This window comes from Methanospirillum hungatei, assembly GCF_019263745.1.
Classification (GTDB): Archaea; Halobacteriota; Methanomicrobia; order Methanomicrobiales; family Methanospirillaceae; genus Methanospirillum; species Methanospirillum purgamenti.
On record NZ_CP077107.1, the window covers coordinates 147,945 to 169,508 of the forward strand.

Genomic DNA, 21,564 nt, shown 5'->3' on the forward strand with positions numbered 1-21,564 from the left:
TCAGGAAATTTCTCTCAAATGGAACACTTCCATCTCTTTTCTCATATTCATCACTGCTTCATTGATCAGGTTAATAATCCCATTTATTTGAGAAACAACTGCAAGAGCTTCTTCACTCGTTGCTGAAGATTGCGTGGCGTCATCTGCAGTTCTCTTAACCAGGGTGCTCATTTCATTCGCGCTAGCCGTTATTTCTTCAAATGATGCTGCCTGTTGTTCTGTGCCCTGGGCAATTATAAGCATCTTCTGATTAATATCTTCCACTGCATTTGTTAATTCATTGAAAACATTCAACGTATCTGATAATGCATTATTGCCTTCAATAACTGCCTTCCCTGCGGCTTCAATAGCATGAGCTGCACTATCTGATTTTCTCTCAAGACCCATGATCATATCTGCAATTGACTCAGCAGATGTTCTTGATTCCTGAGCAAGAGCTTTTACTTCTGCTGCTACTACTGCAAATCCTCTTCCTGCTTCACCAGCTCGTGCTGCTTCAATTGCTGCATTTAATGCAAGGAGATTTGTCTGGTTTGCAAGATCAGTGATTATATTAACAATTTTTCTTATCTGATCCATTTCATTTCGAATTGCTCCAATGATCTGTTCAACCTCAGATGATGACCTGGTTATACTCTCCATACCTTTATCTGCAGCACCAGCATATTCAGTTCCTTTTTTAGCCAATGCGTTTGCATCTTCACTTAATCGTGCCACCGCATCAGCATTTGCAGAAATATCGCTAACCATTACGGTAAGATCAGCCATTGCCCGTAAAACCTGATCTATTCCTTCTTCTGATTTTGAAGCATTCAAAGAAGTTTCTTCAGCATTTTGTGCAATCTCCCGAGCTCCTCTGCTTACATCTTCCACACCAAATTGGGCATTACTAGAATGTTTAGAGAGTGATTCTATCTCATTATGAAGGTTTTCAATAGTTTTTGATATATCAATTCCAATAGTATCTAAAGAATCCCTAAATTCTGCAAACTCTCCCTGAACTGAAATACTCTGATCAAAATGAGTAGACAAATTGCATGATGCATATTCCTTTGCCACTCTCATTGCTTCCTCAATAGGCCCAACAACAGCATCAAGTGTTTTATTTATTCCTTGTACAAGAGTTGCATAGGATCCCTGATGCTTGGATACATCTGCACGTGTATGCAAATCACCAGTTGTTGCAGAATCAGATAATATTTTGACATCTTCGGTCAGTAATGAAATTGCATCAATGCACTGGTTCAAATTATTTTTTAGTTCGTTGAAATCTCCATGATATTCTTCGGTAATTTTCGGGGGGAGATCACCTTTGCTAATTCTGTCAATATATTCAGCCGCAAGATTTAACGGACTGATGTAGGTGTCAAGCATATTATTAATGCTCTGGATCATTCCTCCATGATATCCAGAATATTTGGAAGGATCTGCTCTAACATCAAGTTTTCCTTCCAAACCTGCGTTTGTTAATAGTTGAATGTCTGCTCCACGCAATTGAATGACTTCAATGAGTGCATTTAGATTATTCTTAATTTCATTGAAGTCTCCCCTGTATTCTTCTTTAATTTTCGGTGGTGTATCCCCTTTACTAATTCTGTCTATATATTCTGCAGAAAGGTTGATGGGTCCTATATACGAATCAAGCATATCATTGATGCCCTTAATCATCTTTCCGTTTTCTCCAGGGTATCTTGAGGGATCAGCCCGTACATCGAGTTTCCCATCTATTGCGGCATTAATAAGCATCTTGATGTCATCATTTCTCATATGGACAACGTCGATTAATGCATTTAGGTTATTTTTAATCTCATTGAAATCCCCATGATACTCTTCAGTAATTTTTGGTGGAATGTCTCCTTTGCTAATCCTGTCAATGTATTCGGCGGAAAGGTTGATTGGCCCTATATATGCATCAAGCATGTCATTGATGCCCTTGATCATCTTTCCATTTTCTCCTGGATATCTGGAATGATCAGCTCTAACATCGAGTTTCCCGTCAATCGCTGCATCAATGAGCATCTTTATATCGTCATTTCTCATGTGTACGACATCCATGAGAGCATTGAGATTATTTTTGATCTCATTGAAATCCCCATGATACTCTTCAGTAATTTTTGGTGGAATGTCTCCTTTGCTAATCCTGTCAATGTATTCGGCGGAAAGGTTGATTGGTCCTATATATGCATCAAGCATGTCATTGATGCCCTTGATCATCTTTCCGTTTTCTCCCGGATACTTTGAGTGATCAGCTCTAACATCGAGTTTCCCATCAATAGCTGCATCAATGAGCAACTTGATATCGTCATTTCTCATGTGTACGACATCAATGAGAGCATTGAGATTATTTTTAATCTCATTGAAATCCCCATGATACTCTTCAGTAATTTTTGGTGGAATGTCTCCTTTACTAATCCTGTCAATGTATTCGGCGGAAAGGTTGATTGGTCCTATATATGCATCAAGCATGTCATTGATGCCCTTGATCATCTTTCCATTTTCTCCTGGATATCTGGAATGATCAGCTCTAACATCGAGTTTCCCGTCAATCGCTGCATCAATGAGCATCTTTATATCGTCATTTCTCATGTGTACGACATCCATGAGAGCATTGAGATTATTTTTGATCTCATTGAAATCCCCATGATACTCTTCAGTAATTTTTGGTGGAATGTCTCCTTTGCTAATCCTGTCAATGTATTCGGCGGAAAGGTTGATTGGTCCTATATATGCATCAAGCATGTCATTGATGCCCTTGATCATCTTTCCATTTTCTCCCGGATACTTTGAATGATCAGCTCTAACATCGAGTTTCCCGTCAATCGCTGCATCAATGAGCATCTTTATATCGTCATTTCTCATGTGTACGACATCAATGAGAGCATTAAGATTATTTTTAATCTCATTGAAGTCGCCACGGTATGCATCCGTAATTTTTGGTGGAATGTCTCCTTTGCTAATCCTGTCAATATATTCAGCTGAAAGGTTGATTGGTCCTATATATGCATCAAGCATGTCATTGATGCCCTTGATCATCTTTCCGTTTTCTCCCGGATACTTTGAGTGATCAGCTCTAACATCGAGTTTCCCGTCAATCGCTGCATCAATGAGCATCTTTATATCGTCATTTCTCATGTGTACGACATCAATGAGAGCATTGAGATTATTTTTAATCTCATTGAAGTCGCCACGGTATGCATCCGTAATTTTTGGTGGAACATCTCCTTTACTAATTCTGTCAATATATTCAGCTGAAACATTAATCGGTCTGATATATGCATCTAAAATTTCATTAAATCCGGCTAATATATTTCCATGATATCCCGGATATTTCGTAGGATCAGCCCTGGCATCTAAAATACCCTCTTCTGCAGATTTAATGAGTGTTTGAATATCTTCTGCCCTCATTTTCGAAACATAAACGATCTGGTTGAGGTTTTGAATTAAACCTTTAAAATCACCCTGAAATTTGGTTTCATCATTGGTTTCAGGAATCTTTCCTTCGGCAAAATTGGATACTCCTGCGAATGCTATTTTTACTGGGGTGTTAATTGCCTCGATGCCCTGATCCATTTTTTCTATAATATCAGCAAATCCTCCTTTGTACTTTGCTGCATCAACTCTGAATGTGAGATCTCCCTGTTGAAAGGCTGTGGAAAATCTGGAAACATCTTTTTCCAGCATTAAAAGAGATGATCGAAGGGTACCGATCCCATCAGATATTTTCGTAAGTTCACCAGGAAGTCTTGTTTCTTCTCTTGTAAAATCTCCATTAACAAGGTTACCAATCGAAGCTTGTATTTCATTCAAATTTTTTTTGTGAATGTCTAATATCTCATTAAATAAATTACCAATTTCAGTATTTGTACCAGAAAGTCGATTAATATCTATCCTTACTTCGATGAGTCCGGATTTTTGAAATTCGATAACTTTTTTTATTTCAGAAAATAGGTTGTCATCCCCTTTTATTTGCATAGCATCATCAGTTTCTTGTATTCCCATCTCTATCACCCGATATGATGATTATATTGGAGAAAATATGTCATCATTATATTTATATGTAAGATATGTCAGAAAAAAAGTTAAACAGTAGATTCCTCGCCAGGCTGCATCACTGGGTTTTCTTCCGGTGGGTTGCTGACAAGGTAATCTTTCTGTTCATCATAATTAAGGGTCCAGTTCACTTCTGGCATTTCAAGAAGCATTTCCTCAGTCTCTTCGGAGAGGTTGCCACTAACCTTCGTTCCGGTGAACGGCCCCCATGTTCCATCAGAGTAAGAGAATATACCTTCAAGGGCAGTTGAATTCAGGAATGTAATCTCCATTACACCTGCTGAATACGGGGGCTGGTATGTAGGTTCTTCCCACCAGATACCATCCATAGCAGGTAATGTTTCATTTGAGTAACTGAAATTCCCCTGGATGTATCCTTGGTTTTCTCCATTCATATATGAACCCCGGATAATGTCGTCTCCGGTTAGTTTCAGATTTATCTCACCAAGAAGATCGGTATTCCAAACACCGGTCACATCTTCAATTTGTGATCCATTTGCCCAAAATCCCCAGCTTCCATAGTCCCATGAAGAGTAGGAATTGTAGTAACTACCTCCCCATCCCCCTCCCCATGGATAATATCCTCCATACGAAGTACTCGACTGCTGGCTATAACTCTGAGAATATCCACACTGCGTTCCAAACCATGGATCCCATGCACATCCTGATGACGACTGATATTGAGAAGAGTAGCTAGATGAATACCATGCTGATCCAGTCGCTACCAGAGAGAGAACCATGATACACACACTTATCATGAAAACGGCAATCCGCTTCATGTATTCACATCAGTACTTCTTATAAAAAAGTATTATGGAATGTTGATCAATCAGGCAGCATTTGCATATGCTTTCTCCGAATCTGCTATTCTTCCCATAGCTTTGAATACATCACCTAGATTTTTCCATGCAGATTTATATTTGGGATCCAGAATTACAGCTTTCTCTAGAGATTCTACTGCTTCAGGGTATTTCCCTGCAAGAAACAGAGAGTATCCCTTGTTGTTGAGAATGTATGTATTTCCCGGGTCAATTAACAGTCCTTTGTCGTACATCCCCACAGCATCTTCATATTGCTCTGCGCGAGTAAGAATATTGCCTGCTTTATTCCATGCATCAGTGAGTGATGGGTTTATCTCTAGTGCCTGGCGGTATAATTCCAATGCACGATCTGGTTTACCTGTTTTATCATACGCAAAGGCAAGGTTCACGAGCGTATGTGTATCCCGAGCATCCAAAGAAACTGCCTTTTCAAAAAAAGATATAGATTCTGTATATTTCTGCATATCTACTAGAAGTATGTCTCCCGCAGTTGACCATAGTTCTGGTTTTTCTTTGTATATGGGGAGGATCGTATTCAAAGCCTGCATCGCTTCATCATATTTCTTTAATTCCTTCAAACAGAGAGCTTTATCCCGCCATGCCTGATAGTTAGTCGGAGAAAGAGCAATTGCCTGCTCGTATGCTTCAAGAGCACCGGAGTAATCGCTACTCCCCATCAGAATTTTTCCTCTCGTTACAAAATCTTCAGCGGTTTGTGGTTCAGGAAGAGGACCAAGTTCGGCTATCACTGTTTGGGATAAGGACTCACCGGTATACTTTAACGGAAATTCATCGACATTTCCAGAAAAAATAGTATAGGGGAGATCACATATGCCATCAGAATTTTTATCCTGACAGGTTTGTGAATATCCTTTCCCATTTGGAAGTGACCAGACATTTCCACCTTTTACCGGTCCTCCGACAATGTTCGTCGCCGTTGTCGTTGGATCATTCCATTGGTAATTGGGTCTTCCTCCTTCCTGGATACGGATGTTCTGAAAATTTTCAAGATAGTTATTTACAATACGATTGATTTGATCTGATCCAACAGCATTGGTGATTAAAATCCCTTCTGCAAAATTCGCGATAAGCCGGTTGTCAGATATGGTATTATGTCCTGATGGTTGAAGCATAATACCGGTTGCATCATTTCCCACAATTTCATTATGAGATATGGTATTATTGTCTGAATAATAAGCATTTAATCCCCGTACATTCTGGATCAGACGGTTTCCAGAAAGGGTGTTTTCAGAACACTCGGAAAGTAATATCCCTGAAGGATTGTTCATTTGACAAGTATTATTTGTGATGAAGTTTTTATGACCGGATAAAAGGGTAATTCCTCCATTCTTATTTCCTACACAGAAATTATTATCAATATGAGAAAGACTTATTCCATGATCAAGTTTGATGCCATCATAGTAATTATCTGCGACCAGGTTCTGCTTTATTAAGCAGAGTGTGGATCCATCCAGTACGATTCCATATAGGTTCTTTATAATTTGGTTTTCTTCTAATGATAGTTCTGTAGAACTGGCATCTGCATGGATTCCTGCATATCCGTTCCCTATAGCAACAGAATTTTTAATTTGAATATTTTTTGTATTGGAAATATCCATTCCCCTGTTATTATATGTAAGACCACATGAGTCTATAAACAGGTTCTGAACTCCCTTCGCTGAAATTCCTGCATATGTTCCAGTGACGTTCACATTTTTAATAGATATATTAGAGATTACTTCATTTTCTGGAGACCAGATTAGAATCCCGGTTTGTAATACCGGTGCTTCTGTTCCAAATCGGATTGATATACCGGATATTGAGTGACCATTTCCATCAATACTGATATCTGATCCGGTAATTGTCAGAATTGACTCAGAAAAGTCGATGATGTCATCACCCAGGATATAAAATCCGGGCTTTGAGAGGACAGCAGGTTCAATGAGTATAAATTCGTTCGCAGGAACCTGCTCAGGTGGTATTATGATTTCAGATATGACTGATGTCTGATTTGAATCAGTAATTCCTGTGGATTTTCCTTCTTCCTGTAGGTATGCATGAAGTGAAAGAGCATCCGCAAGACCATAGCCATAAATTTCGTCCCATCCTGGAGTTCCCAGGTCTTTAGCACTATTAAGGAGAGCATCTCGCAGTTCTGTAATTGGTACTGAAGGATAAAGACTTTTTACTAAAGCTAGCAAACCCGCAATATGTGGTGCAGCAGCACTTGTTCCTGTAAATATTGTGGGAAAACCTCCAGAACCAGTTACCTCAACTTCGTCTACACCGGTAATCTCTGGTTTTTGTCTTATGTCAGGAACAGGGTGAACGATCGTGACTGTGCCCTGTGAAGAGAAATCCTGAATTTTTTGATTGTTTGCAGAAATTGCTGCTACCGAAATCACATTGGGAAGAGCGGCCCAACCAATAATCGAATCGTCAGATGTCAAATATTCCTTTCCGACTTTGACCCTTGTTGCATCTGTTTCAAGAAGAAGTTCCAGGTGAGATCCTTGTCCTTTACCATCTTTTGCCCGGATTCGAACTTCTGCTTTCTGGACATTATCGCCCACATTCTGATAATCAATTTTTTCGTAAGGCTTTTGTTCTCCGGTCTGAACTTTGTTTCCAATGGCAATATCTGAGTCACTCTGTAGATCATGAATGAAGATATCAAAATCATTCGATGCTGCAGAGTAGGGATCATCCCATTGTAAATGTAATTTTACCCTGCCCCCGGGTTGAATCTCAAGTGGTATTCCGGTAGATCCATTAAATGAATGATATCCCTCGCCATCATCAGAAAAAAATCCCTGATAATGGTTGTTTGCAGTATTCCCTGCTGAACTAATAATCAGGACATTAGGGTTTTCATCAATGATCCTGGAAATTTTCTGAGCAATATTCCCGTCTTCAAAATAGGGAACTTCATAATTAAATGCATCTTCTACGATGATGGTTGCGCCTGCTTTTATGAGATTTTGAAAAGCTTCAATAAATTTCTCTTCTCTTCCTCCACCGAAATCATGATAAATTATGGTTGCACCAGGCGCAATATCGTGAATTATCTCCATCATTGCGGTCCCTTCTGCCTTTTTACCCTCTTTTAATACAATAAGGTCATTCGGTAAATCACCTGATTTTTGAGATTCATCTAATCCTTTTACTCCATTAGAAATTACTCCGACAATCACTCCGGTTCCATTAGCATTCGTCATATTTTTCAGTTGATCAGTTTTTAATACACTATCGCCTACTGTATGAATTGATCCTGCAGCAGTTACCGGATTACATAAAAGACATATGAATAAAAAACAAAAAAGACAGTGAATAATTATCTTTTCTTTTGGAATCATTTTCCATGTATCTGTCATAATTTTCCCTTCCCTGTATGAGTATTGTTTTAAGTCTTACTATTTGAGAGTTCACCTTTTTTAGAAAGTTATGGATTTGTTAATGATATATTGTAGATTTCTGTCAAATATTCCGGTTATCCCAAGGGAATATATTAAAAAGAGAAAAGACAGAGTTTTGAATTGGGATACGAAATTCTGAAGTAATGCTCTCTATAAAGGTGGAATCATCCCCTTCAGCCAATAATGGAAAAAATCCGAGTATTAAAATCAGTACTATTAAAATAGAAAATTTCTGCTATTTCCATACATACCACACCATGATGGAGTTCTCCAGGATGATCAGTATATGAAGTTTTGGAAAATCCGTAATTGAACTGGATTTTATTAAAAAACGGATTAAAAATTAACAATATGAACAGGATGTTGGATGTGATGTGGGATAATATGTCGGATGGTCCGTTGGATGTGAATAGATGGTAGTCATTGTAATTTCCTCTGAATATGAATATGGAACAGAGGAAGTGGCTGGCACATTTGTCAGTTGTGGAGTCCCATTTGGATCATCACAAATTCCATCATAATTCATATCCGGACAGGGGATTACTCTTGTGGGAATAATGGTTGGACCTATTACTGGTGGAGAATCCTTCGGGGTGTATATATCCTCCCTTCGGTTGTCTTGGATAATATTGTCTTCAAGGATAGTGTTCACACTTCCAACTGTATCGATTCCATAGAGATTCTTTTCAATGGTATTTCTTTTTACCAGATTGTTAGATGACCCGTCTTTGATTGCTAGACCTTTATATGAATTACCAGAAAGGAGACAGTTTTCGATGAGGCTGTTATTAGATCCATATAGGCCGATTCCTATTGTGTTGTGTGACAGGGTGCAACTATCAATATGAAGTTGATCCAGTTGTTTTCCAATAATAGCATTTGTTGTGCCTTCTATTACCATATCCCTGATTACCACATTTTTCAGTTTTCCAAAATCCGGTGACTGTATGAGGATAGCATTCTGATCTATCGGAGTATTATCGATAAACTGAACACTTATACCTTCAATTCTTTTTCCTTCACCCTGAATGATAACATCAGAAGACATGATAGTAATGATCGACCCGGCAGAATGAGTGATATCTTTTCCAAGAGTGTACGTTCCAGGAGAAGTGATTATCACAGGTCCGGTTATCTCCCCAGAACCAGACAGCATAACCGGAGGTTCAATCATGGATTGTATGGGTTGAATCGATTTTTGGGCCAATGATGAATCCAGGGGATTTTCTGGATTAAATCCCTGTAATTTTTCATACATTTTCATTGCATCAGGCAGACCATATCCGAAAGCCGAATCCCAGCCAGGCTCTCCTAGTTCCAGGGTTGTTGAAAGAAGCGCCTCTCTCATATTATCAGCCGGAATGGTGGGGAAAAGGCTCCATTCAAGGGCCATCAATCCTGCAATATGTGGAGCGGCAGCACTTGTACCTGGAAATTTTTTTGGAAATCCACCTGCACCGGAAACATCAATATTATTAATTCCGGTAATGTCCGGTTTATTTCTCACTGAACTATCCGGATATGATAAGGTGACAAAACCATGTGATGAATATCGTTCGATGGCATTTACTTTTTCAGGTGATATAGCAGCTACCGATAAAACTTTGGGAACTGTTGCCTGCCCAATTATAGAATCCTCAATAACCAGATGTTCCCTGGTGATGTATACCTTATCTTTTTGAGCATTTATGAAGATTTCAATATTTTTGTCTTCAGCTGAAGAATTTTCCTTTTTTATTCTGAGTTCACTCTGAACAAGTCTATTCCCATCATTTATGTAGGTGAATTTTTCTTCAGGAAGTGAACTTCCATCCTGGAGACGTTCACTCAGAGCAATCATTTCTCCATTTTCTTCAAGATACAGGTTATAATCATTTGAAGAGCGTCCATACATATCATCCCACTGTAAAAATGCAGAAAATATTCCTCCCGGCTGGATTGCGATGGGAATGCCTCTCACCATGTCAAATGAATGGTACCCCATCCCATCATTAGAAAAGCGTCCCTGATAATGGATTTCTGCATTGTTCCCTGCAGCACTGACAATAATCACTTCAGGATGTTCATCCAGTATCCGATTTAAATTTTTAGCAGTATATCCATCCTCAAAATAGGGAACTTGTAAAAACCCGACATCATCAACGATTATCCTGGCTCCTGCATCTATAAGAGATTCTACTGCATAAATAAAGTCATTTTTGGCTCCTCCACCAAAATCATGATAGAGCAGTGGTGCACCAGGAGCGATGTCATGGATGATCTCCATCATTGCTGTTCCTTCACTTCCTCTTCCATTCATGAGAATTATCACATTTTCAGGAAGATCACCCGACTGTTGTGCCTGTATAAGCCCATTTGCACCATTTGAAATTACTCCTACCCCTATTCCTGATCCATCTGCTCTAGTCAGATTTCTCAACTGATCAGTTTTGAGAATAATATCTCCAATTGTGTATGCATTTCCTGCTCCAGGAACCGGTTCAATAAAAAAAATGATGATAAAAAAAATAAAAATCCATTTGATAAGATTGGTTAATCTTTTTTCGTTTGTTTTATTTGTTGTTTCTGATATAATCGATTCAGTTCTGCCCATGTAGTCATCATACATGTGCAGATTATTAATAATCATGGATATGAATTCTAAAATATTGTTTAAATAGTAATGAAAAAAAGGGGTTACAAGAGTTCTTCAGTTTCTAATTCTTCATCACAAAGACCATCACCATTCATGTCTCTGCAGAACTCTGCAATGATACAATCCGATGGTTCAGAGCAATTCATAATTAAAAGAATTTCAGTATCACAGATATTATCTCTGCTTCCCATGTAGTCCAGCCCCCATTTCTCATTACAAAGAATAATTGCATAGTCGAGAATTGAACATGCGCCATCCTCATCAATATCCAGACAATATTCACAGTCTTGATTTGGATCACAGGCTAAAATTGGTCGAATTCCTCCTTGTGGAAGTACCAACTGGTAATAGATAGTCGATTGTGGATCTTCACTTAAACCCCCCTCCGCTGATACTCCTGAAGGGGTAACTGGCAGATTAATCTGGATGGGTTTTTGTGGCTCTTCACTCACTCCGCCTGGTTGTGTATCTGATTGTGTTCCGGCTACTACGGGTGTTCCTGATGATTCAGAATCGTCACAAACCCCATTCTGGTTACAATCATCACAGAATCCGGATGGACAGGAAATACAAGCAATTCTGCAAGGATGAGCTGAAGATGATGGAGTTACAGGAGTTGATTGCTGACCTGTTGCAATAATGGGAGATGTATCGGGGGTTGGAGAAGGAGTCAGCTGTACAGATGATACGGGGCTTGGTTGTTGTCCTGGCTGCCCAGTTATTCTAGACTGTTGTGTTGTACTTGCAGGGCTCATAATTGTAGATCCAGTTTTCATATCTCTGAAAACACCGGTCTTTGGATCATAATAAAATTGAGCAAAAATTTTCCCTTCTTTTGTGTATTGGGTTACTAAAAACCATCCATATGTCGGGCTATAAAATTTCTGAAGAACATTATCAAAAAACCAACTGCTCTGGGTAAAAGGATCAAAAAATGTTCCTGATCGTGTTCCTGGTTGCCATTGTGAGGGGATTATTTCATTAGTCGGAATAGTACCCGGACCTCCGGAAGGAGTTGGAGAAGGTGTAGGTTTTGATGGAGTCCCGCCGGTCATCACCAGCGTGGAAGAACTAAACCCAAGGTTACTTGATGTGCTACTTGATGACGAAAACCCACCTGATGAACTCGTGGAAGACACCCCGGATGACATGGAAAAAGCAGATCCTATTCCAATGGCTAAAAAAAGAAAACAGAAAATCACTCCGGTTATCTGAATAATATAGTTATTTTTCATTGAAGATCACCTCTTAAGAATACTACTCATGATTATTAAGATACCCTCTTAAAATGTATTATGGCAGAATTGTCACCTGTAGTTGATTGACACACAACTCATCATTTCCTGTTTCACCTGATACCGCGTTCGCAATATATACCCCTGGAGAAGATTCCTTAGCCTGTAGAGATATCGTATGTTCACCGTTTTTATCGAGTGCCACCAAGCCATAATATCTGGTAGTATACTCTGATCCATTATTAACAATAAGATCGATTATCGATTCTCCTGTTTTTTTATTCGGGATAAATGAACCGATAGGGTACATTCCTCCCTGTTCATCAAAAACCATCTCATTATCCAAAATTACTGGATACGTACTATTGTCCGATTGATTAACTTCCTCAGATGATATCCAGAAGTAAACTTTTTCCAGGGGTTTTCCATTGACATTGATCGAAAAATCTTCATCTGATGGGATAGTCTCCGATTCGGTAGTCAGAAATAAGTCTGATAGACATGATTCTGTTTCCCCTGTAATGTGGTCCATCATAAAAGTATTTTCTGATGTCTCATTTACTGGTGTGTTTAAAACTGGTGTCTTCTCACTTATGGGAGTAACAGAAGCGGAACTTACAACCTGTTGCTCAGTAATTCCAATTCCCTTAGTCACAGAAATGTAATTTTTTCTTTCTTTCATTCCTGTGCTGGCATCTTTGGCAATTTTTAATGTGACTGTATACGTTCCCGGTGCTGAATAGATATGAACTGGATTTTGATCAATAGATGTTGTTCCATCCCCGAATTCCCATACCCAGGTCTTCGGACTACCTTTTGAAAGGTCGGCAAAAGAAACAGCAAGTGGTGCCGGTCCTGATTGAGGCCCTCCGGTAAAATCAGCAGAAAATGAAGGAACATTCATAGGTATTACCGGCATGAATGGATTGGCAGAAACGGCAATGACTTTATTAAAAATTGCTGTATCTGACATTCCCTGTTCATCCAGGACGAGAAGAGTTACCGTATAAGCACCAGGTACCATGTAGGTATGCATGGTGCGTGGTCCGTCACTGGTATAACCGTCACCAAAATCCCAATGCCATTCGATTGGATTGCCGTCCGATACATCATTGAACATGACATTCAGAGGGGATGTTCCCTGAAGCGGAGAGATTCGAGCATTCGCGGTAATAGCTGCTACCTGTCCGCATAATAGTAAGAAAATTGTAGTCAGTGCTAGAATGAATCGGATATTTTTTTTATAACTCCCCATAATCAGTCCTCCATGAGATCTGATAAGGTCAAAAGAGACGGTTGAGAATTTAATATTGTCCCTATTTTTAAGGTCGAGTCAAATATAAAACGAAACCTTACATTGTTAGTTTGAGTTCATCTGATTTTTGTGCCCATATAGAAATAAAATGCTGAAGAATTATTCCAACAAATGCACAAATCAGTCCACCGATAGCGCCTTGGATAATATAAGTGATTCCAAGGTCTTGTGAAATAGGAAATTGTGAGAGACCGAGATTTGATAGAGTATAACTCATTCCACCAAATGCAAGAACTCCTATAGCGCTGATAAAATATGAAAATATCACTGCGCGTGAAAGGCTTTCACGTTCATAAAGAAAACTGTCGATAATTGAGCCAAGTGATGTTGTAATGGCAGCTAGAGTAAACCAGGCTACTGCCCCCCAGAGGAAAATTATAGCCATCGGAAAAATTCCACTCCCATCCCAATAACTCGTCAATGCTGATGTTCCTTCCATGACTCCGATGATCGCAAAAATGAGCCCCCCGATATAGGTAACAAATGAGAATCTTCCGCGGTAAAGAGTTGATCGGAGATCAATTACTTCACTTTTGACAACTTCATCGAGTGAAAATCCTTTATACAATAGATATCCTCCGACACATCCAGCGATTACAATTGTTGCAATTTCCGGCCGGTTGACAGCATAACTTATAGCATAGAGGAGAAGGGTAAGACCAGGAAGTACAAGAACAATTTTTGATATTTTTGGGTCACTGACTAGTTTTTTAATAATATAGTATGTACCTTCCAAGTTAGGCATTTGTGAAACAACAACACGCTGAACTGATGATATAGGTATCTTTCCTTGAATAATTGGCAGTATATATTCATCCTCTCCTCCATCTGTAACTAATATACATTGATTACATCCGGTCTTCTCTAAAACTTCATCTAATAATCGTGCTATTTTTCTATCTCCCTCAATAAAACGGAAATGATTCCCCCCGATAACCACAACTTCCGCATCTTCATCTTCTGCAATTAATTTATCATAGGTGGATATGGCTTGAAAAATTGCATTTAAATCAGAATCTTCAGGATCAGCCAAGGCAAGACGAATAGCAGCATCAAGACATGCTGCTCTTCCAATAACCGGGCTTTCCACAGATGACTTAAACCCAATATCATCATCGCGGTCGATATTGAGGACTAATGTCCGGATGAAACCCATTACAATGATATTGGTTTCTTCCCTATAAATGACTTCTTTGTGAAAAGAGAAAAATGGGATTAAAGAAGTCTGGAACGCTGGAGAAGGAGGAGATCTTCGGTGGTGAGTTTTTCTCCTGCTTTAAACTGTGAAAATATCTGTTCAGCTTCTTTTCTGACTTCTTTCTGTTCTTTGGTGGTTTTGACCTTTTTATTCTTCTTGCGAAGTCCACCTATAACTTTGTCATAATCGCGGAGTTCTTTCTGGCATGAGATGAAGAGTTTGTGTTCATTGTCTGCTGCTTCTTGAGCTTCGACGAACTTCTTGTGTGCTTCATCTGCTTTCTCTCTGGAAGAGTCTGCTTTTCGGTAACACTCTACCATGAGGTCATGGTGCTTTTGAGCGTCTTCTGCAAGCTGAGTAACATGGTCGTGGATCTCAGATGCCTGTCTCCGGAGTTCTTTTGCGAGTGTTATCTTTTCCCTGATTTCTTTGTTCTGCTCAATTTCAGCTTCCTGCTCACGAAGCTGTTCTTTCAGGGCCTTAATCTTTTCAATAAGTTCGCGTTCTTTCTCAGTAGTAAAGACTTCGGTCTGTTGTCTGAATTCAAGGTGTTCAATCTGTTTGTGAAGTTCCTTGATACTCCGGCTTTTTATTCCGCCATGTTCTTTTTTGAAGGCATCAATATCTCCAAAAAGAACATTAGCCTGTTCATTAAGCTCGTTTCTCTTATCCTTAAGTTCCTGAACTTCCTTGTTGAACTGATCCCGGAGTTCTTTATGCTTTTGTGCTTCTTCAACACATTCACGGGTCTGATTATTCAGAGTATTTCTTTCTCTGGCAAATTGACTTGCCTGAGCATTAAACTCATTCCGTTTATTCTTATGATCCTCAGATCCCGAGATAGTAACTTTTCTTTTATCAATCAGTTCATTCAACATCGTTAACCAATCCTCGCATTAAAAGGCACGTCTGGTATCCCCTACCGGTGCGAGAGATGGGACATACGTAAGAGCAATACGTAGTATGTACAAAAGGACGTGTGAAAACGGGAAGAATCAGAGATAGATAACACTTCAGGATCCCCTGCAGGGATGCCTGCCACCCTTGATGAGTGGGATAACATTCATCTGTTCGACTACAGTTCTTGTTCGCTACACGATCCACGTATGTTCGACTCCCAATACCAAAAGGCTCCGAAACAAGAGACCCATCGTTCATAAAATCGCGAAGGGATCCTGTGTGACCTTCTACTATTAAGAAGACAACAACATTTTTAATAATTTCGTAGGTGAAAAAAGAGAAACGTATTGTATTTAGGTCTATGGCAGTTGTTTGTTTGCAAATGTGGTTTACATCCACATAATGTCAGGTCCGCTTGCATAATCCATGGCTGCAGCAACGGAGCGGGGTTTGATTCGCGCGAGGTCCGGAGATTTGGGGTAACGAACCTGTTCTTCAATTCTGTCAAGTTTTTCCCGGTATGGTTGTTTAGGTTTGGCGATGGTGTCACCATTTTTCACACCGGTCATTATGGCAAGAACACGGACCTTTCCTTCCATATCAGAACGAATACGGGCTCCCCAGATAACATCAGCGTGAGGATCTAACTCATATGTCAGAGAGGAAGCGATCTCTTCAGATTCTATGAGTGTCAGGTCACTCCCACCGGTAATGTGGATCAATGCCCCTGTCGCACCACGATAGTCTATGTCAAGCATTGGATTTGACAGACATTCCCGGACAACACTTTCAGCTTTGTTCTGCTGTTTGGACTCACCAACAAGCATTGTAGCGACTCCTCCCTTACTCATGATTGCCCGGACATCAGCGTAATCGATGTTGATAAGTGATGGCTCTGTTATGGTTTCAGTAATTCCCTTTACCGTTTCTCCAATTAATTGGTCCATAACTGAGAAAGACTGGGCAAGTGGAAGGTTTGGAACAAAACTTTTCAGACGGTTGTTATCAAGAAGAATGACGGAATCACATGCTTTTGACATGGCTTCAAGCCCATCTTCTGCTCTGATGAGTCTTGCTTTCTCAACATCAAATGGGTATGAAACCATACCTACAACAATGGCCCCTTGTTCTTTTGCAATCTGCGCGACAGCAGGTGCAGAACCAGTACCAGTACCCCCACCCATACCTGCTGTAATAAAGCAGAGATCAACAGACTCAAGCAGGCTTTCAAGCGTTGGACGAGCCATTTCAGCAGCCTTGCGCCCGATTTCTGGATATCCTCCTGCTCCAAGCCCTTTTGTCAGGCTTTTTCCAATAAGGATTCTCTTATCGGCCTGAATCATATCCAGGTGCTGTTTATCTGTGTTGATGGCAATCGTTTCAGCGCCGGAGACACCCATATGATGAAGACGGTTAATGGTGTTATTTCCAGCCCCACCGCATCCTATGATGACGATACGCGGCTGACCATCCATATCATCATCATAATTTTGCGATATATTCTTGAGTTCTTTTTCTCTTTCCGCATTGATGACTGCGGCATTGATGATACTCTGCATACTTTTATCCCCCTCACGTCTAAAATGACAGTTGATCACTGTCAGCGAGCACTCTGGTTGCCCGCTTTTCGATGAGCATACGTACAGCATCCCTGATAGCCTCGGAGACGGTGGGAAATTCACCCGCCTCAACCATCTTCTCCAGCATCGATATTTGCTGTTCAGGCAACCGGATGGTGATTCGCTTCATACCTTGGCCTCATGATCTGACATCTGTCGGTCATATGTCTGTCACTCGTCTGACATAGAGGTGACAAAAGTCAGACACAACGAGATACACAGAATACAATCCTTAAATTAATAAAGGTTTCGATTTTATTGCAGGTAAAAATAGATAGCTGTAAACAATCAGGTGTTCATGAATACGAAAGAGTTCTCACATGAAATTCAAATCTGAACCTCGTGCCATTCATGGGGGCAGAGGTACATATATTGCAGGTTCTGATTCCGGGATACTTGATTTTAGTGCAAGTATCAATCCCTACCCTCCGGATATAGATCTTTCAGTTCCCTCTGATGCGTTGATACGATATCCGGATGATGAATATTTAATATTAAAGGAGACGATTGCTCGACATCATGGATGTCATCCGGAACAAATTACGGTTGGAAATGGATCTGTGGAAGTAATCAGAACTCTGTGTCATACGGTTTTGACCTCCGATTCTACTTATTATGTTCCTCCCCACACATTTGCAGAGTACGAATTGTCTGCAAGACTTACAGGAGCATCAAAAGAATATGAAAAAGAAAAAGCTACCCTCTCATTTATTTGTAATCCGGATAATCCATCCGGCATTCTCATACCGAAAGATACTCTGAAGGACCAGATACTCGCGTTAGAAGGAAGAGAACATCTTTGTTGTGTAGATGAGGCATTTATAGATCTGTCTGATCCCTCACAATCGCTCACAGACTTTCAAAATTCGGGATTGTTTGTTCTCCGATCCCTTACAAAAAGTTTTGCTATACCTGGCGTCAGATTTGGATATGGAATAGGCGATCCTGAGTTGATATCATCGATGGAAGTGATGCGCCCACCATGGACTGTGAATGCGTTTGCAGAAAAAGTTGTTTTATCGGCATTTTCAAGATACAGTGATCTGGAAACATCTCGTAAAAAAATATTCAATGAAAAAAAACATCTCATTGAAGCAATCAGGCGAATGGGTTTTTCCTTAACTCAAGCAAGTGCCAATTACCTTCTGATTGATACAGGCTACAATGCCGAAGAAGTTACAAAACAATTTTATAAATCAGGGATACTCGTGCGTGATTGCACCTCTTTTGATCTACCAACCTGCATACGTGTGGCAGTTCGAACCGCAGAAGAGAATACCCAATTCATTGAGGCGATGGAAAAGGTTGTATCATGTATGCGCTCATAATGGCCGGTGGTAAAGCTACTCGTCTTGCAATGGGAGAGAAAGCACTGACTCGGGTTCATGATGAGCCACTCATCTCTTTTGTTGTCACTGCAGTTACAAAGGCCGGTTTAGATCCTGTTGTTGTGGTCAGCCCTCTCACGCCATATACTACTAACTATTGCAGAACTCATGCAATTGACTGGATATGTACTGATGGAGCAGGATATATTGAAGATCTCAGACAGGCAGTTGAAGAACTTTCTATAACCGGACCCGTACTAACTATTTGTGCAGACTTACCAGGAATATCTGCTGAACATATCCAAACAGTACTTGAGCAATATTTTGAATCCGGACTATCGGCGTGCTCGGTATGGACAAATAATCAAATAGATGGTCATGTGCTAAATAACTACAGAAATGAATTATTAGAAAAAATTCCTGGAACACCAGTCGGGCTCAATATTATCCGTGGAGATATGATAGATAAAGAACAAGAAGAACTTCAAATCGTCCTTGATGATCCTTTTTTAACTGTAAACATTAACACTCGTGAAGATATTGAATTAGCTGAAAAGTTGTTATGTTTTTCAAAGAAGTCATGAATTGCAACCAACTCTCATATAGCCCTGAAGTCTAACGTTTCTGGTATGAGTGATTCCCGGGAGATAGAGCTCGACGGGCATATAATTGACTCAGGGATCATGGAACATGTCCTTGACTCCATCCTGGATATGGGTGGAGATTTTGAAATTCTGGAATTTACAGTAGGAAAAAGAAAAACTGATACCAGTTATGCCCGTGTATTAATTACCGGAACGAATAGTGAAAATCTTGATGCAATCATAAGCACGTTACATCGTCATGGTGCCAGACTTGTTGATTCTGATGATGTTACCCTGGTACCTGCAGAGGGTAATTGTATTGTTCCGAAGGGATTTTATTCAACAACCAACTATCCAACACAAATCAGGATTAACCATGAGTGGATACCTGTCAAAAATATTGAAATGGACTGCTTGATAGTGGTATCTCGTGACAAAATGAAAGCAGTCGCAACCCCAATGTCAAAACTCAGGAAAGGCGATCTTGTCATCATTGGTGAACATGGTGTAAAGATTCAGCCACCTGAAAGATCCCGTTCTCATGAAGAGTTTGAATTTATGGGTGGGGTGATTTCTTCCGAGAGGCCCACTGAAACAACTATCCGGAAAATTGCAAGAGAAATTATTGATACTCATAAAAAAGGACTAAAAGTAGCTTTGGTAGGTGGCCCTGCAATAATTCATACCGGGGCAGATGATGCGTGTGCTACCATGTTTCGGGAAGGATGTATAGATATTCTATTTGCCGGAAATGCACTCGCTACCCATGATATTGAATACAATCTGTATGGGACCTCTCTTGGGATGAATATCAAGTCTGGAGAACTGGTATCAGCAGGACATAAAAACCATCTGTATGCGATTAGTGAGATAATGAGGGCGGGTTCGATAAAGAAGGCAGTGGATACTGGTGTTTTAAAGTCAGGTATTATGTATGAATGTGTAAAACAGAATATTCCCTATGTTCTGGCCGGATCAATCCGTGATGATGGTCCACTTCCTGATGTCATAACTGATTCAATGCAGGCTCAGGATGAGATGAGAAAATATATTCCTGATATTGGGATGGTTTTGATGATAGCAACAATGCTTCATTCAATTGCTGTTGGAAACTGTCTGCCATCATATGTTATGACCGTTTGTGTGGACATAAATCCATCAACTCTTACAAAACTAATGGATCGTGGAACATCGCAAGCCATCGGTGTTGTAAGTGATGCAGGAGCCTTCTTCCCGATGCTGCTTGACCAGGTTCACATTCTACAGAACAAAAAGTAAATTATCGTGTGATTGGCATGGCCCATGGTTTTTCATGTTCCATGACATATTCCCATTCTTTTTTACATTTACAATCCATTTCAAGGACCGATTTCATCAGATCCTGATCCGCATTCAGATTGTAGTCCCGTATAGCATCCAGAATGAATCCATCACATGAACCACAATTATGAGGCCCACGTGTTTGTCCTCCTCCTATTGGATCACAGGTAACATGGGCAGTTGTTTGTGCCAGGACAGAGGCGACACTCCAAAGATAGGGAGGACGATATGCCTGCTGTTTCCATAATTTCTCTAAGTGAGTGTTTCTTTGAACCGTACAGGGATTCATTGAGATTAAATCAGTTACCGGAATGATATCCTGAATCGACTGTACCATGTCGTTATATGCTTCTAATTCAGTCAGATATGGTGGTTTATGAAGGAGATATGTTTTTACTTTGCCACCAGCATGATGGATAATGGTGGTGGTATTCAAGTAATCAGAATATTGAAGCCCCTTATCTATACACTTTTCTCGTATGGTATCATTTGTCGTCTCTAATCCAATTGCGATATAAAGTTCCCCATCTCCAGTCTCACTTTTTATAGTATTGACAGCCGTTTTTATTTTTTCAGCGTTAATATAATCACATCTGGATTCGACGACGAGGATCTTTCCCTGAGCGAGGTGTAGTATCTTTTCCTGAATGATTTCCGGAACCTCGAGTGGATCAAAAAAACTTCCTGAAGTATATACCTTAATTACCTGAGGTTGAACCTTTAAAATCTCAGTCTCAAGTCTGCTTACTTGAGCATGCATCAGGCGGATGAGTTCAGCAGAATCAATCCCCGTGAAACGTTCATGTCGATACTGACATATTTTACATCTGTTCCATGAACATCCACCGGAGCGAATAATCGTAGTAACGCTGGTAAATATATCGTCATTTATCCGGTCTTGTCCAGACCAGATTGCCAATGGTTCCTCAGGATTTTTTATAGGTTTCATGTATTTTTTTCTCTGATTTTTTAATGTTTTTGGTATTCTCATACCTGTACGCTTACAATTAAATAGAGTAATTTACTGGCATTGATGAAAATCGGATCTGATTTTCTCGTATGTTTATGTATGAATACAGGTTATACGATCTAGATCGTTATTCATTATCTGACCAACAATATATTAGGTTCCAGAGATCCACA

The 21,564-nt window shown here is 39.9% G+C and carries 14 protein-coding genes; 3 read left to right on the forward strand and 11 right to left on the reverse strand.

The window, feature by feature from the left end; genetic code table 11:
• The 10 genes from KSK55_RS00680 to KSK55_RS00725 all read right to left on the reverse strand — a co-directional run bounded on the left by KSK55_RS00680 (position 1) and on the right by KSK55_RS00725 (position 17,319).
• The gene (locus KSK55_RS00680; RefSeq protein WP_218607796.1) at positions 1–3,999 is read right to left on the reverse strand and encodes a methyl-accepting chemotaxis protein; all 3,999 of its coding nucleotides are present in this window, start codon (positions 3,997–3,999) and stop codon (positions 1–3) included.
• 80 nt (positions 4,000–4,079) lie between these two features.
• The gene (locus tag KSK55_RS00685; protein WP_218607797.1) at positions 4,080–4,829 is read right to left on the reverse strand and encodes a hypothetical protein; all 750 of its coding nucleotides are present in this window, start codon (positions 4,827–4,829) and stop codon (positions 4,080–4,082) included.
• A 50-nt stretch (positions 4,830–4,879) separates the two neighbouring features.
• Positions 4,880–8,245 (reverse strand): NosD domain-containing protein, encoded by a 3,366-nt coding sequence (locus tag KSK55_RS00690; RefSeq protein ID WP_218607798.1) that lies wholly within the window; start codon positions 8,243–8,245, stop codon positions 4,880–4,882.
• 385 nt (positions 8,246–8,630) lie between these two features.
• Positions 8,631–10,916, reverse strand: coding sequence for a S8 family serine peptidase (locus KSK55_RS00695; RefSeq protein WP_218607799.1), 2,286 nt, complete (start codon positions 10,914–10,916; stop codon positions 8,631–8,633).
• Positions 10,917–10,963: 47 nt separating this feature from the next.
• Positions 10,964–12,157 (reverse strand): hypothetical protein, encoded by a 1,194-nt coding sequence (locus tag KSK55_RS00700; protein WP_218607800.1) that lies wholly within the window; start codon positions 12,155–12,157, stop codon positions 10,964–10,966.
• Between the two features lie 58 nt (positions 12,158–12,215).
• Complete coding sequence (locus tag KSK55_RS00705) at positions 12,216–13,412, reverse strand: PKD domain-containing protein (protein ID WP_256664106.1); 1,197 nt, start codon at positions 13,410–13,412, stop codon at positions 12,216–12,218.
• Between the two features lie 97 nt (positions 13,413–13,509).
• On the reverse strand, positions 13,510–14,628 hold the full coding sequence (locus KSK55_RS00710; RefSeq protein ID WP_214418329.1) for a DUF373 family protein: 1,119 nt from the start codon (positions 14,626–14,628) through the stop codon (positions 13,510–13,512).
• 59 nt (positions 14,629–14,687) lie between these two features.
• A complete protein-coding gene (locus KSK55_RS00715) occupies positions 14,688–15,548 on the reverse strand; it encodes a coiled-coil protein (RefSeq protein WP_214418330.1) in 861 nt (286 codons plus the stop codon).
• A gap of 411 nt (positions 15,549–15,959) precedes the next feature.
• Positions 15,960–17,129 (reverse strand): cell division protein FtsZ, encoded by a 1,170-nt coding sequence (gene ftsZ / locus KSK55_RS00720; RefSeq protein ID WP_214418331.1) that lies wholly within the window; start codon positions 17,127–17,129, stop codon positions 15,960–15,962.
• Positions 17,130–17,148: 19 nt separating this feature from the next.
• Positions 17,149–17,319, reverse strand: coding sequence for a ribbon-helix-helix domain-containing protein (locus tag KSK55_RS00725; RefSeq protein ID WP_214418332.1), 171 nt, complete (start codon positions 17,317–17,319; stop codon positions 17,149–17,151).
• Positions 17,320–17,509: 190 nt separating this feature from the next.
• Here KSK55_RS00725 and KSK55_RS00730 point away from each other — a divergent pair, with 190 nt between their 5' ends.
• From KSK55_RS00730 to KSK55_RS00740, 3 genes are read left to right on the forward strand one after another with little or no spacing between them, the layout of a single operon-like run.
• Positions 17,510–18,517 (forward strand): pyridoxal phosphate-dependent aminotransferase, encoded by a 1,008-nt coding sequence (locus tag KSK55_RS00730; RefSeq protein ID WP_214418333.1) that lies wholly within the window; start codon positions 17,510–17,512, stop codon positions 18,515–18,517.
• Complete coding sequence (locus KSK55_RS00735) at positions 18,502–19,101, forward strand: NTP transferase domain-containing protein (protein WP_214418334.1); 600 nt, start codon at positions 18,502–18,504, stop codon at positions 19,099–19,101. The genes KSK55_RS00730 and KSK55_RS00735 overlap by 16 nt, the downstream gene beginning before the upstream one ends.
• A 45-nt stretch (positions 19,102–19,146) precedes the next feature.
• On the forward strand, positions 19,147–20,379 hold the full coding sequence (locus KSK55_RS00740; RefSeq protein ID WP_214418335.1) for an ornithine cyclodeaminase, nickel-pincer nucleotide-dependent: 1,233 nt from the start codon (positions 19,147–19,149) through the stop codon (positions 20,377–20,379).
• 1 nt (position 20,380) lies between these two features.
• On the opposite strand, the gene KSK55_RS00745 is transcribed toward KSK55_RS00740, so the two are convergent.
• The gene (locus KSK55_RS00745; RefSeq protein WP_214418336.1) at positions 20,381–21,370 is read right to left on the reverse strand and encodes an archaeosine biosynthesis radical SAM protein RaSEA; all 990 of its coding nucleotides are present in this window, start codon (positions 21,368–21,370) and stop codon (positions 20,381–20,383) included.
• Between the last annotated feature and the right edge of the window lie 194 nt (positions 21,371–21,564).